14 protein-coding genes are annotated in these 13,535 nt (G+C 47.6%); 4 read left to right on the top strand and 10 right to left on the bottom strand.

Going from position 1 to position 13,535, the window contains the following annotated elements; all coding sequences use genetic code 11:
- Positions 1-54: 54 nt before the first annotated feature.
- The 4 genes from H8K52_RS09745 to H8K52_RS09730 all read right to left on the bottom strand — a co-directional run bounded on the left by H8K52_RS09745 (position 55) and on the right by H8K52_RS09730 (position 2,789).
- Positions 55-411 carry a hypothetical protein gene (locus tag H8K52_RS09745; protein ID WP_186922712.1) on the bottom strand — a complete coding sequence of 119 codons (357 nt, stop codon included), beginning with the start codon at positions 409-411 and terminating at the stop codon, positions 55-57.
- 81 nt (positions 412-492) lie between these two features.
- On the bottom strand, positions 493-1,230 hold the full coding sequence (locus tag H8K52_RS09740) for an alpha/beta fold hydrolase (RefSeq protein WP_186922711.1): 738 nt from the start codon (positions 1,228-1,230) through the stop codon (positions 493-495).
- Positions 1,231-1,422: 192 nt separating this feature from the next.
- Entirely contained in the window at positions 1,423-2,406 is a 984-nt protein-coding gene (locus H8K52_RS09735; protein WP_186922710.1) for a DUF1877 family protein, read from the bottom strand.
- 74 nt (positions 2,407-2,480) lie between these two features.
- Entirely contained in the window at positions 2,481-2,789 is a 309-nt protein-coding gene (locus H8K52_RS09730; RefSeq protein ID WP_222613747.1) for a hypothetical protein, read from the bottom strand.
- A 292-nt stretch (positions 2,790-3,081) separates the two neighbouring features.
- Here H8K52_RS09730 and H8K52_RS09725 point away from each other — a divergent pair, with 292 nt between their 5' ends.
- Positions 3,082-5,106 carry a methyl-accepting chemotaxis protein gene (locus H8K52_RS09725; RefSeq protein ID WP_186922709.1) on the top strand — a complete coding sequence of 675 codons (2,025 nt, stop codon included), beginning with the start codon at positions 3,082-3,084 and terminating at the stop codon, positions 5,104-5,106.
- Between the two features lie 71 nt (positions 5,107-5,177).
- Here H8K52_RS09725 and H8K52_RS09720 read toward each other — a convergent pair whose 3' ends face one another.
- The 6 genes from H8K52_RS09720 to H8K52_RS09695 all read right to left on the bottom strand — a co-directional run bounded on the left by H8K52_RS09720 (position 5,178) and on the right by H8K52_RS09695 (position 10,356).
- Positions 5,178-5,627, bottom strand: coding sequence for an SRPBCC family protein (locus H8K52_RS09720; RefSeq protein WP_186922708.1), 450 nt, complete (start codon positions 5,625-5,627; stop codon positions 5,178-5,180).
- A gap of 114 nt (positions 5,628-5,741) precedes the next feature.
- Positions 5,742-5,957: a DUF4287 domain-containing protein gene (locus H8K52_RS09715; RefSeq protein WP_186922707.1), complete on the bottom strand. Its 216-nt coding sequence runs from the start codon at positions 5,955-5,957 to the stop codon at positions 5,742-5,744.
- Between the two features lie 65 nt (positions 5,958-6,022).
- On the bottom strand, positions 6,023-6,484 hold the full coding sequence (locus tag H8K52_RS09710; RefSeq protein WP_222613746.1) for a GNAT family N-acetyltransferase: 462 nt from the start codon (positions 6,482-6,484) through the stop codon (positions 6,023-6,025).
- A 65-nt stretch (positions 6,485-6,549) separates the two neighbouring features.
- Positions 6,550-7,347, bottom strand: a complete 798-nt coding sequence (locus H8K52_RS09705; RefSeq protein ID WP_186922705.1) for a hypothetical protein — start codon at positions 7,345-7,347, stop codon at positions 6,550-6,552.
- 194 nt (positions 7,348-7,541) lie between these two features.
- Positions 7,542-8,003, bottom strand: coding sequence for a GNAT family N-acetyltransferase (locus H8K52_RS09700; protein ID WP_186922704.1), 462 nt, complete (start codon positions 8,001-8,003; stop codon positions 7,542-7,544).
- Between the two features lie 133 nt (positions 8,004-8,136).
- Positions 8,137-10,356 carry an NHL repeat-containing protein gene (locus H8K52_RS09695; protein ID WP_186922703.1) on the bottom strand — a complete coding sequence of 740 codons (2,220 nt, stop codon included), beginning with the start codon at positions 10,354-10,356 and terminating at the stop codon, positions 8,137-8,139.
- On the opposite strand from H8K52_RS09695, the gene H8K52_RS09690 reads away from it, so the two are divergent.
- The 3 genes from H8K52_RS09690 (at position 10,355) to H8K52_RS09680 (ending at position 13,358) form a co-directional block, all read left to right on the top strand.
- Complete coding sequence (locus H8K52_RS09690; RefSeq protein WP_186922702.1) at positions 10,355-10,507, top strand: hypothetical protein; 153 nt, start codon at positions 10,355-10,357, stop codon at positions 10,505-10,507. The genes H8K52_RS09695 and H8K52_RS09690 overlap by 2 nt on opposite strands.
- Before the next feature lie 630 nt (positions 10,508-11,137).
- On the top strand, positions 11,138-13,057 hold the full coding sequence (locus H8K52_RS09685) for a Xaa-Pro dipeptidyl-peptidase (protein WP_186922701.1): 1,920 nt from the start codon (positions 11,138-11,140) through the stop codon (positions 13,055-13,057).
- Positions 13,058-13,082: 25 nt separating this feature from the next.
- Complete coding sequence (locus H8K52_RS09680; protein ID WP_186922700.1) at positions 13,083-13,358, top strand: TfoX/Sxy family DNA transformation protein; 276 nt, start codon at positions 13,083-13,085, stop codon at positions 13,356-13,358.
- The last annotated feature ends 177 nt before the right edge of the window (positions 13,359-13,535 follow it).

Genomic DNA, 13,535 nt, shown 5'->3' with positions numbered 1-13,535 from the left:
CACCTATCGACAGAGGTATTCCGGTGCAGCGCGTAATGACGACAACGCAGGCAATTAGTGAAATAAGCTAGCCAAGGCCGCTAGTAGCCCTGCTGTCCAACTTATTTTCTTCGCGTGTTCGGCATCAGCATGGGAAGTGATGCGTAGCGGTACGACATGCCAGCCATAGCCGTAACAGCAGATCGATCCTAACGCGCCTATTATTCCGACTAACCACGATTGATAGCTGAACGCTAAGGTGCAGCTGAGCAATATCAACAGACATCCCACACTAAAAATAGCATTGGAAGTCGCACTACTCACATCGCTAAGTTGAGCGCAATGTGTACATGTCGCTGGTTGTGCCGGATGCGCGCGCCACTTGTGTAGATACGAAACACCCAGAAGATGACAGTGTGGACATGCATACATAGGCTATCTTGTTAAATCAGCGTGATCGAACGTGATGATGTGCTGTTGAGGGACTTGTGATAATTGATTCGATGTCACATTTTATTGTAAGCGTTTTTGAGGATTCGCAATACCATCAATCGCATCTGCCAATTCTACAGGCCGTGAAAAGTAAGCCGAATGACTGGCATCGATCGTAGTCACAGAGGCACAGGGAGAGTTAGCGATCATGAGGCTTTGTAATTCTGGTGTGACGGCATGATCTTGGGCCAGTTGGATATAGTGTCGCGGCACGCGGCCATAATTGGCGGGGCTTAAACGTAATCGTGTTAATGCTGGTAGTGAGGGTTCGGCTGTCAGTAAACTTCGCGCTAGTTCGACATCGGCCTCATCACAGTCAGCATACAGGGTCGCGCGTTGTACCTCTTCTGGCAAACTATCGGTCAGGCTGCTGCGTTGAATCTGCAGGTGCTTCCTGACCAGCGAGGTTTTATCTTGACGAAAATAATCGGCAACGCGCTCTCGATCACGCAACATGTATGCCGCTAGGTAGACGCAAGACTGAATTTTGTCAGGATGGCGCTCTGCCAGATTGGCAGCAATAATGCCGCCGCGACTATGCGCGACGATCATCGCAGGCTCGGTCAGTCGATCTAGCAATTTACTCACCGATGTCGTCATCGCCGCTAGGGTGATGCGACCCCGCATCATGCGCCAGTCACGACCATGTGCCGGCAAATCTGGAATTAAAACAGTATGTCCCGCTGCGCGTAGAAGGGGGACGACTTTATGCCAACACCAGGCGCCATGCCAGCTGCCGTGGATGAGGATGATATTCATGAATTTGCTCCTTACTTGTGGTTGAAATCAGGAGCAGGTAGCTTAACTTGGGGAATTGATGCGTTCTCGCCACATTCGGTCATGTAATTTGAGCTGGCAAGCGACTACTTTTGTTAACTTGGATTTTCCGTCGGCGCACCTGTAGTGCTCATATTGAGTGTATCTGTGCAGCGTAAACTGCAGCACCTTAGGCTAAGCCTTGCCGTGTTTAGAACGTCCTATCGCGAATAAAATGCCAGCACCGATTAAGGTAAACCAAATGATAAAGCTGGGCGAATCATTATCGATATCCCATCGGGCTTTTGTTGGAACGGCTTTGTCATACCAAACATGGGAGCGCGGTGGATTGCGCGTCGCTTGTGGTAAGGCAAGTTCACAAGTTTCTAATGATGGCTGACGTACCAGATCCAGGACTTCGTACCGTTTACCTAGGTCGTTAGCGGTATCCGGTGCATAGGAGTAGGTCTGCTCCATCAGCGCACGCTTTTTGCGATAGGGATCGGGATAACAGCGCGCACGTTCGAATGTAACTTCGATCGTGGTGGGCTCAGCCAGCCTGAGTGGCGCTGATTTATTTTCATGTAGCGTGTAGATGTAGACGCCCATGCCTACCCACAAAGCGCTTAATAAATAGCAAAAGCCAGCACTCGCCGTTTTGCTTTTAAGATCAGCAGGACTAGTTTTCTCGGGTACGAGTAGCATGGCTTGGCTCACCGGAAAGTCGGGCTTGACTATCCAAGTGATGACACCGTCCCCACGTGTCGCTGTATCTTGGTAAAACGCGACAAATGCCAGAAAATTTTCCAGCACATTGTCTGAGGCGTCATTGCCGTCACGCACGGACATCTCAACATTATCCATTTTAGACAGTGCGGCAGCAATCGTGCTAACGTCCTCCGGCATGAGGATACGAGCGCGGCCATAGCCCATGTCTTTGCCGACCTCAACACCGCCGAGTACCGCTTTGGATAGAACGGATGCTTCTGGATCGACCTCATCAGATAGTGCGAAGTGGAAATAGTGCCAGGACTGTCCGATCTCGCCATCGTCGGCTGAACCATGACCATCATGATCACCATGATGATGGGACAGAAAATCATCCATTGCGTCGGGTGTTTCACTGAGATTCGCGATGGTTTTTTCGTTCACCGGTACAAACCATGCCGCCATACTCATAGTGCATTTCCTTTATGTTTGCGTGGTTTATCGATCAGGCGCTTTTCTTGAGGATTTTGTGCGGTGTTAGGCACTCATTTGCTGACAATAACCTCATGCTTTTTAAAGTACCACAACATCAAAGGAATCTCGATTGCACTATAGGTGGCCAGCGTGAACCAAAACCAATTCACCTCCGTGACCAGTAGGTCAAATACGTAATCACTACCCCAATAGTGATAGCCAACAATCGCTAAGGCGATACTTGATGTCCCAATATCGTACAACGCGATTTTGTTGAAATCATTCCCCGCTAGTGTTGGATATACCGAGAGGTAGGCGAGTAGGGCGATGACGACATTGAGCAGGATGATCGTGAGTTCAGCTGTAAGCATGAGTGACATGGCAAAAAATCTTGAGAGCTGGAAGTGTAAAGCAAACAACGATGCTTTCCTATGTATCCCTTATTGTTAGCCTGACAATGATCGAGAACAACGTCGAGCTCTTGATGATTGTTAATTTGAATTATGAATTTAGACCCGATATTTACTTGTAAAACATTGTTGCATCATCGCGAAAAAATATTCTCGGCCCTAGTTTTGGAACTAATATGTTGATATAGATCAATATTAATTCAAATACGGTGTTTTTCGCTCTGGTACAAAAGAAGTTGCAATTTTATAAGAGGTGAACCAAATGGCTTCGAATCTCAATCAAAATGTCGGTCGCTTGCTTGGTACTAGTGTATTTGCCGGTGTATTTCTGATTTTTCTTATCTTTATCGTGGCAGTGGCGTTTAGTATTCACCGATCCTTGGAGAAGAGCGCGACGCACGATATCTCGAACTTACTCAATTCAGTGAATGACAGTTTTGAGGTTTTTAATAGCGCTGTCAAAGCAGATGCCGAGCGCACGGGAAACAATTTGCGTGCGGAACTTGGCGATAAGTTTGCTATCGTTGCCGGTGAAAAGAGTAAAGTCGGCGCGAAAGAAACCTTAGCCCTGAGTCTCGATGATAAGACACTGAACAATAATTTTGACATCGTTGATGCGTTCACCGCAAGAACAGGTGCTATCGCCACTTTTTTTGTCAAAGACGATCTTGATTTTATTCGCGTATCCACCTCCCTAAAGAAGGAAAACGGCGAACGTGCTATCGGCACTGCTTTGGACCGCGCTCATCCTGCCTATCCGCTTTTGCTTGAAGGTAAAAAGTTCACTGGAGCAGCAAAACTGTTCGGTACCAACTACATGACTTATTACAATCCGTTCATGGATGCGGATGGCAAAGTGATCGGTGTCATTTTTATCGGGATCAACATCGATCCGACCTTGGGTTTGCTAAAGGAAAAGATCAAAGCAATGACGATTGCAAAAACTGGCTATTTTTATGCATTTGATCAAAAAGAGGGAAAACAACAAGGAACCTTAATGATTCATCCGGTCAAAGAAGGTCAAAATATTCTTGACTCAAAGACTGCGGATGGACAGCTCTTCGTGCAAACAATGATTCAGAATAAGACAGGCATCTTACGCTATGACTGGATTAATCCTGAGCAAGGCGAGACCAAAGCGAGAGAGAAATTAGTGGTGTTTAGACCTATGCCATCGGTGAACTGGATGTTGGTTGGCGGCGTTTATTCAGGTGAGTTAGCCGAAGAAAGTTTAAACCAAATCATGTGGCTAGGCGGCTTAGCGACGATACTTTTAATCGTTGGCGGTGGTTTATTTATATTGCTTGTTCGCAGAGTCGTAACGCGGCCATTGGAACAAGCAACCTCCTTAGCCGAGTCCTTAGCGATGGGTGACTTGAGCCGTCGAATTGAAAGCAATAGTAATAATGAAATCGGTAAAATGCTGCAAGCAATGAATGGGATTGCTGAAGGCTTAGGCAAAGTTGTCACTGAGGTTAGGGTGGGCGCGATCAATATACAAACGGCCGCGCAAGAAATCGCAAGTGGTAATGCTGACCTGTCGTCACGTACCGAAGTCCAGGCAGGTACGCTCGAAGAAACCGCGAGTTCGATGGAGGAACTAACTTCTACCGTGCATCAAAATGCTGACAATGCGCGCGAAGCAGACAGATTTGTCAGCTCTGCTAGCGATGTTGCTTCGACTGCAGGAAGTGTTGTCAATCGCATGGTTCAGACGATGGCTGACATCAAAGGTAGTTCGCGAAAAGTCAGTGAAATTATTAATGTGATTAACGACATTGCTTTTCAAACGAATATTCTAGCCCTGAACGCCGCGGTAGAAGCCGCGCGCGCTGGTGAACAAGGCCGAGGATTTGCCGTTGTCGCAAGCGAAGTTCGCAGTTTGGCTCAGCGTGCTGCTGCGGCGGCGAAAGATATTCAGAGTTTGATCAATGATTCTGTTGATAAGGTTGATCTTGGAAGCGTCATGGCGGATGAAGCTGGTGTGACGATGGGTAAAGTGGTCGAAGACATTCGAAAAATCGCCACGCTCGTTAATCAAATTAGTCATGCTAGCGTGGAGCAGAGCGCAGGTATCAATCAAGTGAATGATGCCATCAACAACTTGGACGAGATGACGCAACAAAACTCGGCGCTAGTCGAGCAGGCCGCGGCGGCGGCCGAAAGCATGCGTGAACAATCGGATCGATTGTCGTCTTTAGTTACCCAATTTCGTACGGCAGATCAGCATAAATACAATACCACTGGGAATGCTTCGACGAGAAAATTCATCGGAAGAGGCAACTAGGTTTTTGCTTGCTCTTTTTAAGCCTAAGCACTTGAGAGTCATCAAGACCAACAGAGTCCATTCTTAAATGCTTAGGCCTTAGTCTCGCAGTACATTTTTAAACCGGTTAACCTGGATCGAATGACGCGTGAAAAATACCAACTCGCAATACGCTCAGATACCAAGGGTATGGTCCACCATTTTGTTTTGATCGCATAAATAAACTTGGCATTGGTTTCGTTGGCTGTAATCGATCTAAACACCCAACTGCCAGAAAACCCTTGCAGCACGATAGGGCCTTTTTTCATCGTGATAGCTGCGGTTGTTGGTGGCATGACTTGAACAAATTCGACTTCCATCTTAAGTCCATTTTTGGCAGCGACCGACACGCAAACCCCTTTTTCAATGCGTTCCGCACCATATAGCAAGGCGATTTTCTCAGGAAACGCATCCCACTCATAACGCACTGAATAGTCCTGAGAAACTTGATACACCAACTCAATTGGTGCTTGGATATTGACTTGAAATTCAACGCGAGCCATATTTTCTAATTACCTAATGCAGATGTGATCAGCCATGTTCTGGCGATGTGAAGTTGGAACAACTGGCAACGCATAGTTTTCATGGCGTCAGATAGATTGCAGCGTAACGGTGCCCTATAAACCCTCTTGACTGCGAAAAACCGCCACGAGCGCATTGGCATGACCATGCCCCATTTGATGCTCGCTTTTAAGCCAGGCGACCATCTCCATATGCTTCAGCGTCTTTTGATTCTGCAGCAGATCAAACCAGTGCTGGATGGGAAATCCGTACTTCTTTTCGATAGATGGAAAATAGGAGGCTGGGCCTGTGGGTTTTGTGTTGTCTGACATGATGGCTACTCGCTGAATAAATTTTCATCTAAATAAGACTGTGAAGTCCTAGTCATTGTTTGTTGCTAGATCTCTACACTGCGTTCCATCACGATATTCGCTCGAGAATAAACCGGATGCGGCCCTTCGAACACGGTTTGAAAACCAAATTTTTTATACAAATGAATCGCCGCTGCGAGTTTAGTGTTGGACACCAGATAGACTTTCTTCGCTTGTATGGATGTAAGTTTAGCTAGGCAGTGCTCCATCAATAAATTGCTGTAAGCCTTGCCATGATGGGCGGGCGATACCGCCATGCGCGCTAGTTCGTAGACGCCATCACCGTTATTAAACAAGGCGCAGACACCGACAACTTCCTCGTCGCTGACTAAGGAGAATATGTAGCCTCCCTTGTCTATGACTTGATAGGGATCGGCGGCTAGTTTTTTATCGGTTTCCTCAAGCTGAAAATAATGGCTGATCCATTCTTCGTTGAGACGGATGAAATCGCTTAGGTACTCTTTGGAATTTTCTAGGATTTTCATCATGGTTTTTGTGTAGTGTGATTAGCGACGGCGTGATTGCACCAAATACGCTGAATAAGAATAACTTTTCAATTCAGTGTTTTATCCTCAAATTCTAACTCGATGATAGTATCGTCATCCCAACTTTTGTCATAAAGTGGTGGCTCAAGCCAATCACGAAATTTATCCTTCGTTGAGTCAGCAATCTTCAATCGCCGCGCACCAGAAACCAAAGTAGCAGATAGTAAATTTGGAATAATCATTCCATTTGAAATTCGAGAAGAATTGCACGCACCACCAGCTAGGCGAAAAAGGTTACGCACAAAAAATGATGTCTCATCATATTCAATCGCCCACAATATTTCGCATTCCAATCTCAAATCACCAAGGCGCAATTGATTTGGCAATACCGATGAACTTCGAATATATGGACGCCAACGCATACTTGCTTTTTTCCGATTTAACATTAAATCAGCATTCTCCTCTTCCGCTAAAGCATTTCTAGTTAAGGTAAAAGTCCCATCGCCAGCAATTTCTACAGGTATTGATACCGTGTCACCAGTAATGCGTAACGTAGTTCCCTGAATTGGTGTGTCACGACGTTGCGTCTTTAATATAAATCTAAATTTAGCATTGGGAGCCAAGTGACTATTTTTTTCAAATGCGTCCAGTCCTTTGATCATAGTTCGATATGGCTTCAGTTCTGGATCTTTAGTGCCACTCACCTCCACGACGGCGGGCATAAGCATCTCTAAGGTTTCTTTTTTTACTTCACTTTCATTCGGGTCTTTTTGCGTTGCGACCTTCAATTCCTTCGTCGATGACTGCGCTTGAGCCGTCTCGACGCTAAAGAATATACAGGTCAAAACGATGAATAAAGTCTTCATAATTCTTGTTCTCTAGTGGTTTTTCCGATTGGCGAGTGTGCAATCGTACGAATGAAAATAGACAGTTAGTATAATCAAAAATTAAATGTTTAAGTCAGTGATGGAATTCCAAGTGAATTCGGTTTTCATCTGGGTGCAACTACGTATATGTTGATCGTACCGAGCACTTTCAGCTGATGGGCGAGTAACCACAATTACGTAGCCAAATTAAAGTCACGACGATACTTAACAAAACCTCGTTTACTGCTATCTTGGAAACCATGACGTGCAAAGAATCGATGGGCATCTGTTCGGCTTGCGGTACTCAGTAGCATGAGTTTGGAGCATTGATTCGTGGTAGCGATGCGTTCAATTTCGAGCATCAGCATCGCGCCAATTCCAGCCGAACGAGCATCACCGCTTACCACGACGTTTTCAATGACGCCGAAAGTCTGGTTGCCAAACATGACGTCTAAGCATAGTGAGAGCAACGCCGTTCCTGCTACTGCTCCGTCGCACACTGCAACTAGTAAAAACGTATGCTCACCTCGAGCCACTTGCTCAAGGCGTTGCGGGCTAACGCGAATGGCGGGATTTTTCACTAACTCGCGGTAAAGCGCTTCGATTGCACTTGCATCATCGGGAGTCGCGCGGCGTATTTTTATCTCTTGGTGCATATGTTTGGCGTAAGTTAGTAGGCTAGTTTTTTTGCTTATTTATGGCTCACTCGTTAGCTCAATGTGAAATAAAGGGGATGTGAACCAAAATTTTGAGCCAAATTTACCCGGCACAAAATCGTTCTTCCAAAAATTATTCCAAACGCACCCGCAATACATGATTTCGATTCGCCACATTGCCCGCATAGTCAGCAGCATGTACGTGAATTAGATAGTCCCCCGCTGGCAAATCTTTGATCTGCCAAAACTTGATGATCGCATGACCGTCGTGAATTTCGTTGGTGATGTTGTATAAAAATTTGGTCGCTGCGCTGCCGTGTACGGTGATGCCACTGTTCTCGGCATAGGCGACTTTGACGGCTTCTTCGTCGGCTGGTAGGTGGTTGAAGCGTATCGTCATTTTCGGTTTTTCGAAACCTGGTAGCGGAGTGCCATCGGCATTCAGGATTTGATAACCGAGTTCGTATAAGCCCAAACGACGGCGCGCAATATTGCCATCGGCTTGATCAAAGGCGTCGACGATGATGCTGACTTGCTCCAAGCTGCGTGACAGCGTTAATGGACCACTGCTTTGTGGAACGGCTGCTGGCGTTTTGTCTTTCTTCTTGCCCTTGGCTTTAGTCGCTACCGTGACCGGTCTGCCCAAGATTTTGCCGTCTTGATCTGCGATGTCGATACGATTGATTTGTGGAATGACACTGTCTTTGAAGCCGATAAATTGTAGTGACAGCGGATTAACCACATCGCCTTCGGGCGCGTAATTCAAATGGACGTGGTACATGCTATTGATTGTGCCAACCGCTTCGCCAACTTCAAAGCGAGTACCGCGCTTGACTCTGACTTGCTGGAGTTTGCCACCGGCGTCTTTAATCACGCTAAATTTTTGCGGATCAAGTACAGCTTCATTCAGCTTACGACCAACTTTCATGTGGATATACGACAGCTTGCTGACTCGCATACCTTCGTTGATGGTGCCGGCTGCCCAAGCGGGCACTGGTGAGCTGACCTTTTCATTTTTGATCGCGACCACAGCTTCGCCCATGTTGGCTTGCATGTCGACGCCACGATGAAAGTGATGACGACTGTCGCCACCATATTCGCCACGCACTTCACCGATGGTGCCAACTACTTCATGGGGCTGATCTTGCGGTAGTAATGGCCACAGCGAAAGTTGGACTAATGGTGCGACAGGTTCGACAATCTTTAGAATCTGCGGACCGATGCTGCGACCCTCGTAAGAATCTTTGCGATGCACTTGATGAAGCATATTCATGCCACTGTCGCTGACCAAAAGATTACCATCTGAGTTGACGGCGAGAGCCATTGGGCTGCGCATACGCGGACTAGTATCGTCACCGGGAATAATGTCGATATCAACGCCAGTGAGGCCACGGGTTTCGCCACTGGGGGCAATTTGCATGATGCGACCATGTGAGAGTTCGCTGACATAAATGTGATCATCATGCGTGATTGCTAAACCAGCAGGACGTCGCAGTAAGGCTTCTCTATCTTTAGGATCGCTGTAGATCAAAGTGGAAACTTCGCCCAATGCATTGATCTTACGAACGGCATTGTTGCGCGTGTCGGCGATGATGAGTTCGCCTTTGCTGTTGATAGCGATGTTGCTAGGCGTATCAAATAAGGCGGCTGTACCCACGCCATCTTGATAACCTGGCGCTGCGCCACCAGCGACGGCTTGTACCGTGCCATCTGGCAGAATCACACGGATTTTGTCGTTGTAAGTATCTGCCACATAGACCTTGCCATCCTTGGCAACCGCAACGCCGATAGGGCCATTAAATTGCGCCTGCTGTGCTGCGCCATCGCGATAGCCAGCGATACCATTCCCCGCCAAAGTAGAAACCTGCCCTTTTGGCGTGATTTTGCGTATCACGTGATTGCCCGTATCGGCCACATACAGATTGCCTTGTTTGTCGATCGCGAGCGCAGATGGTGTGTGAAACTTGGCTGCTTGCGCACCACCCTCGACCGCATCAGCAAAACCTTCAGTGCTGCCTGCATAGATGACCGTCTCGCCCTTCTTATTGATTTTCAAAATCCGATTATGCTCGCCCGCATCGGCAATATAAATATTGCCCTGCGCATCAAAAACGATCCCGTTGGGATCGCTAAAGGTTTCCGCACTGTTTGGATCTTGGTTGAGCGAATACTGAACAGCAAACGGCGTGATCTGCGCCTCCCACAACATATCAGTGACAATGGGTTTTTTTGCGAAGACAGCTTTGAGCGGGGTTGGTAGCGGCGATTCGGAACGGAACAAATAGTAGCCAGAAACAGCCAATCCGGAAATTAACAAAGCGGCGGAGGCAAGAAACAAGGAACGGCGTTGCATGAATAAAAAGACCTCAAACATTCATCGGGATGCGCAGCATAACAAGCATGGGCTGGGTTTTGTAGAGTTTTTGGTGGATTGCGCTGAAAATTCTGACATTGTGAAAGAAGGAAAAAGCGAGATGAGGGCACAGTTTGTCATTCCTGCGTAGGCAGGAAACCAGTGTCGTTCGTCGCCCAACCAAAGACGCTGGGCTCCTGCCTGCGCAGGAGCGACGCTAATATCGGTACTGTTTGTTCGACTTGTATAGATACTTATGAATAGTTGAAGAAGAAATTTTTGACGCTAAGTGAGAAGGAAAAAGCGAAACGAGGACACAGTTTGTCATTCCTGCGTAGGCAGGAACCCAGTGTCGTTCGTCGCCCAACCAAAGACGCTGGGCTCCTGCCTGCGCAGGAGCGACACTAATACCGTTATTGTTTGTTCGACTTGTGTAGATACTTATGGATAGTTGAAGATGAATCTTTCGGCGTTAAGTGAGAAGGAAAAAGCGAAACGAGGGCACAGTTTGTCATTCCTGCGTAGGCAGGAATCCAGTGTCGTTCGTTGCCCAACCAAAGACGCTGGGCTCCTGCCTGCGCAGGAGCGACACTAATATCGGTTCTGTTTGTTCGACTTGTGTATAACTACGTCTTCAAGGAAAACCTAGGGGTGGGTTTAAACCACACAAGCCAAGTAAATTTGAACACCTTAATATATTTAGCTGAAACTTCTGTGCATAATTGCGGTCTACTCACCCAGTTTCGACTCCTTAATTGACTACTCTCACTGCCAACTCAATATGAAAACCAGCCAAGCGTATTCCAAAAAACTGTGCCAACGATCCCTCTTGAGCCTCGCCCTCATCGCCGCTTTTTCGACGAATAGCATGGCGCAAGATGCGGCAGCCGGTACCAAAACCGTCCCAGTTTTCTATAACGGACAAGCCCAAGTCGTGCCGGGTTTTCAAGACAAGTCGCAGTGGATTAAACAAGAATTATGGGTGGAAACCGAGTTCGATAGCGATGCTGATGGCAAGCCAGATCGTGTGCACGTTGCCGTCACGCGTCCTAAACAAACCGAGACTGAGGGCTTAAAGGTTGCAGTGGTGTACGAATCTTCACCCTATTTCGCTGGCACCATGAAGAATCAAAAAATGTGGGATGTGAAGCACGAGTTAGGCAGTGAGCCACCACCGCGTCCAGTCAATGAGCAAGCCAAATTTATCCCAGTACGCCCAGAAATTTCACGTACAGAAATCGATACTTGGTTGCCACGTGGCTTTGCGGTTGTCCATTCTGAAGCGCCAGGCACTGGTTTATCGCAAGGCTGTCCAACGGTCGGTGGTGCAACAGAAGAACTCGCACCAAAAGCCGTCATCGATTGGCTCAATGGTCGCGCCAAAGGCTACACCAGCATCGATGGCAATCAAGAAGTCAAAGCAAGCTGGGCCACAGGTAAAGTCGGTATGACAGGCACCTCTTACAACGGCACCATTCCTTTAGCCGCCGCAACAACAGGCGTGGCTGGCTTAGAAGCGATTATCCCAATCGCACCAAACACCTCTTACTATCACTACTACCGCAGCAATGGTTTGGTGCGTCACCCAGGCGGCTATCTGGGCGAAGACATTGATCAACTGTATGACTTCATCTACAGCGGCGCGCCAGAAAAACGCGACTACTGCAACAAGACCATCCGTGATGGTTTGTACCCTGCCAAATATGATCGCAAAAATGGCGACTACAATGATTTTTGGGCAGAGCGTGATTTGCTTACCAAGATCAAAGGTGTCAAAGCCGCGACCTTGTTAGCGCATGGTCAGCAAGATTGGAACGTCATGCCTGAGCATTCAATTCGCATTTACGATGCCTTGAAAAAACAAGGCGTACCAACCCAACTGTATTTGCATCAAGGCGGACACGGTGGTGGCACTCCACCATTAGAAATGCGTAATCGCTGGTTCTCGCATTATTTGTACGGTATCGATAATGGGGTAGAACGCGATGCCCGCGCCATGATCGTTCGTGAAAGCACTGAACGCGGCGCACCACCAACGCCATATTTGGACTTCCCAAATCCTGAGGCGACCAATGTCACTTTGAGTTTGGGTGCAGGTGGTAACAAAGCCGGTAGCTTACAGCTCCAAGCACAAAGCAAAACCGCCAGCAAAGCCATCATTGAAAAACTCGTCGATGACGTGCAATACAAAGGTGGCGTGCTCGCCAGCGCAGAGCAATCGCCACATCGCTTGATTTACGCCACGCCAGAGTTGACCGAGTCTGTCCATTTGTCCGGCACACCAAGTATCAAGATTCGTCTTGCCGCCAACAAAGCCGCCGCCAATTTGTCAGTCTGGTTAGTCACCTTACCGTTTGATGGCAAAGAAGTCGGCTCCAACGGGCAGCTCGGCGTCGTCACCCGAGGCTGGGCAGATCCACAAAATCATAGGGCATTGACCAAGACCGGCAACTACGATTCCAAACTCGCAGGCACACCCTTAGTACCAGGAAAATTCGTTGATCTGACCTTCGATCTACAAGCGATGGACCGCGTCATCCCAGCAGGTAAACGCCTAGCATTAATGATCATGTCCAGCGATCATGACTTTACGCTGTGGCCGAAGGCGGGGACAGAATTAAGCGTCGATCTATCGCAGACGTCCATCGTTTTGCCAGTGGTAGGTGGCGTAGATAATTTGAAAAAGGGATTGGGTAATTAGTCTGACCGAACACAAAGGCGGTGGTATGGCGAAAGCGCAGCAAACGGAATTGGAAAAAATGGCCGGACTAGGTCCCAAATCCAGTGCCATGCTGCGTCAAATCGGCATCCACACCGCCGCTGAGTTATTAGCTGCAGATCCATATCATTTGTATCTGCAGCTAAAGCAAACTCTCCCCTCGACCAGTTTGAACATGCTCTACGCCATCATGGGCGCGCAAGAAAATCGTCACTGGCAAGAGATCAAGCGAGAGCGACGTTTAGAGATTTTGCTGCGATTGGAGGAGTTGGGTATCGCATAGATTTACGATATCTCCTAGGTGCTGAACTGATTTTGTAGATACTGTCTCGTCCGTCAAGCGAATTCTGGATTAAATGGGATCTTGGATTTTAAAATAGCGAAGGCCAAAGAAAGAAGTTTCCTCATGCAGGCAATGATAGCGATCATCTTTGGTTTTCCAGCGACGAGTAGTCGTTGA

It is taken from the genome of Affinundibacterium seohonense, assembly GCF_014284305.1.
GTDB classification, from domain to species: Bacteria; Pseudomonadota; Gammaproteobacteria; order Burkholderiales; family Burkholderiaceae_D; genus Undibacterium; species Undibacterium seohonense.
Note: the sequence above shows the minus strand (reverse complement) of the source record. Positions and strands in the feature narration are given on the sequence as shown.

What these genes read in the sequence shown, in the direction of transcription:
- H8K52_RS09745 (WP_186922712.1), bottom strand. Translation starts at nt 411, where the DNA reads ATGTATGCATGTCCACACTGTCATCTTCTGGGTGTTTCGTATCTACAC.
- H8K52_RS09740 (WP_186922711.1), bottom strand. Translation starts at nt 1,230, where the DNA reads ATGAATATCATCCTCATCCACGGCAGCTGGCATGGCGCCTGGTGTTGG.
- H8K52_RS09735 (WP_186922710.1), bottom strand. Translation starts at nt 2,406, where the DNA reads ATGAGTATGGCGGCATGGTTTGTACCGGTGAACGAAAAAACCATCGCG.
- H8K52_RS09730 (WP_222613747.1), bottom strand. Translation starts at nt 2,789, where the DNA reads ATGTCACTCATGCTTACAGCTGAACTCACGATCATCCTGCTCAATGTC.
- H8K52_RS09725 (WP_186922709.1), top strand. Translation starts at nt 3,082, where the DNA reads ATGGCTTCGAATCTCAATCAAAATGTCGGTCGCTTGCTTGGTACTAGT.
- H8K52_RS09720 (WP_186922708.1), bottom strand. Translation starts at nt 5,627, where the DNA reads ATGGCTCGCGTTGAATTTCAAGTCAATATCCAAGCACCAATTGAGTTG.
- H8K52_RS09715 (WP_186922707.1), bottom strand. Translation starts at nt 5,957, where the DNA reads ATGTCAGACAACACAAAACCCACAGGCCCAGCCTCCTATTTTCCATCT.
- H8K52_RS09710 (WP_222613746.1), bottom strand. Translation starts at nt 6,484, where the DNA reads ATGATGAAAATCCTAGAAAATTCCAAAGAGTACCTAAGCGATTTCATC.
- H8K52_RS09705 (WP_186922705.1), bottom strand. Translation starts at nt 7,347, where the DNA reads ATGAAGACTTTATTCATCGTTTTGACCTGTATATTCTTTAGCGTCGAG.
- H8K52_RS09700 (WP_186922704.1), bottom strand. Translation starts at nt 8,003, where the DNA reads ATGCACCAAGAGATAAAAATACGCCGCGCGACTCCCGATGATGCAAGT.
- H8K52_RS09690 (WP_186922702.1), top strand. Translation starts at nt 10,355, where the DNA reads ATGAATAAAAAGACCTCAAACATTCATCGGGATGCGCAGCATAACAAG.
- H8K52_RS09695 (WP_186922703.1), bottom strand. Translation starts at nt 10,356, where the DNA reads ATGCAACGCCGTTCCTTGTTTCTTGCCTCCGCCGCTTTGTTAATTTCC.
- H8K52_RS09685 (WP_186922701.1), top strand. Translation starts at nt 11,138, where the DNA reads ATGAAAACCAGCCAAGCGTATTCCAAAAAACTGTGCCAACGATCCCTC.
- H8K52_RS09680 (WP_186922700.1), top strand. Translation starts at nt 13,083, where the DNA reads ATGGCGAAAGCGCAGCAAACGGAATTGGAAAAAATGGCCGGACTAGGT.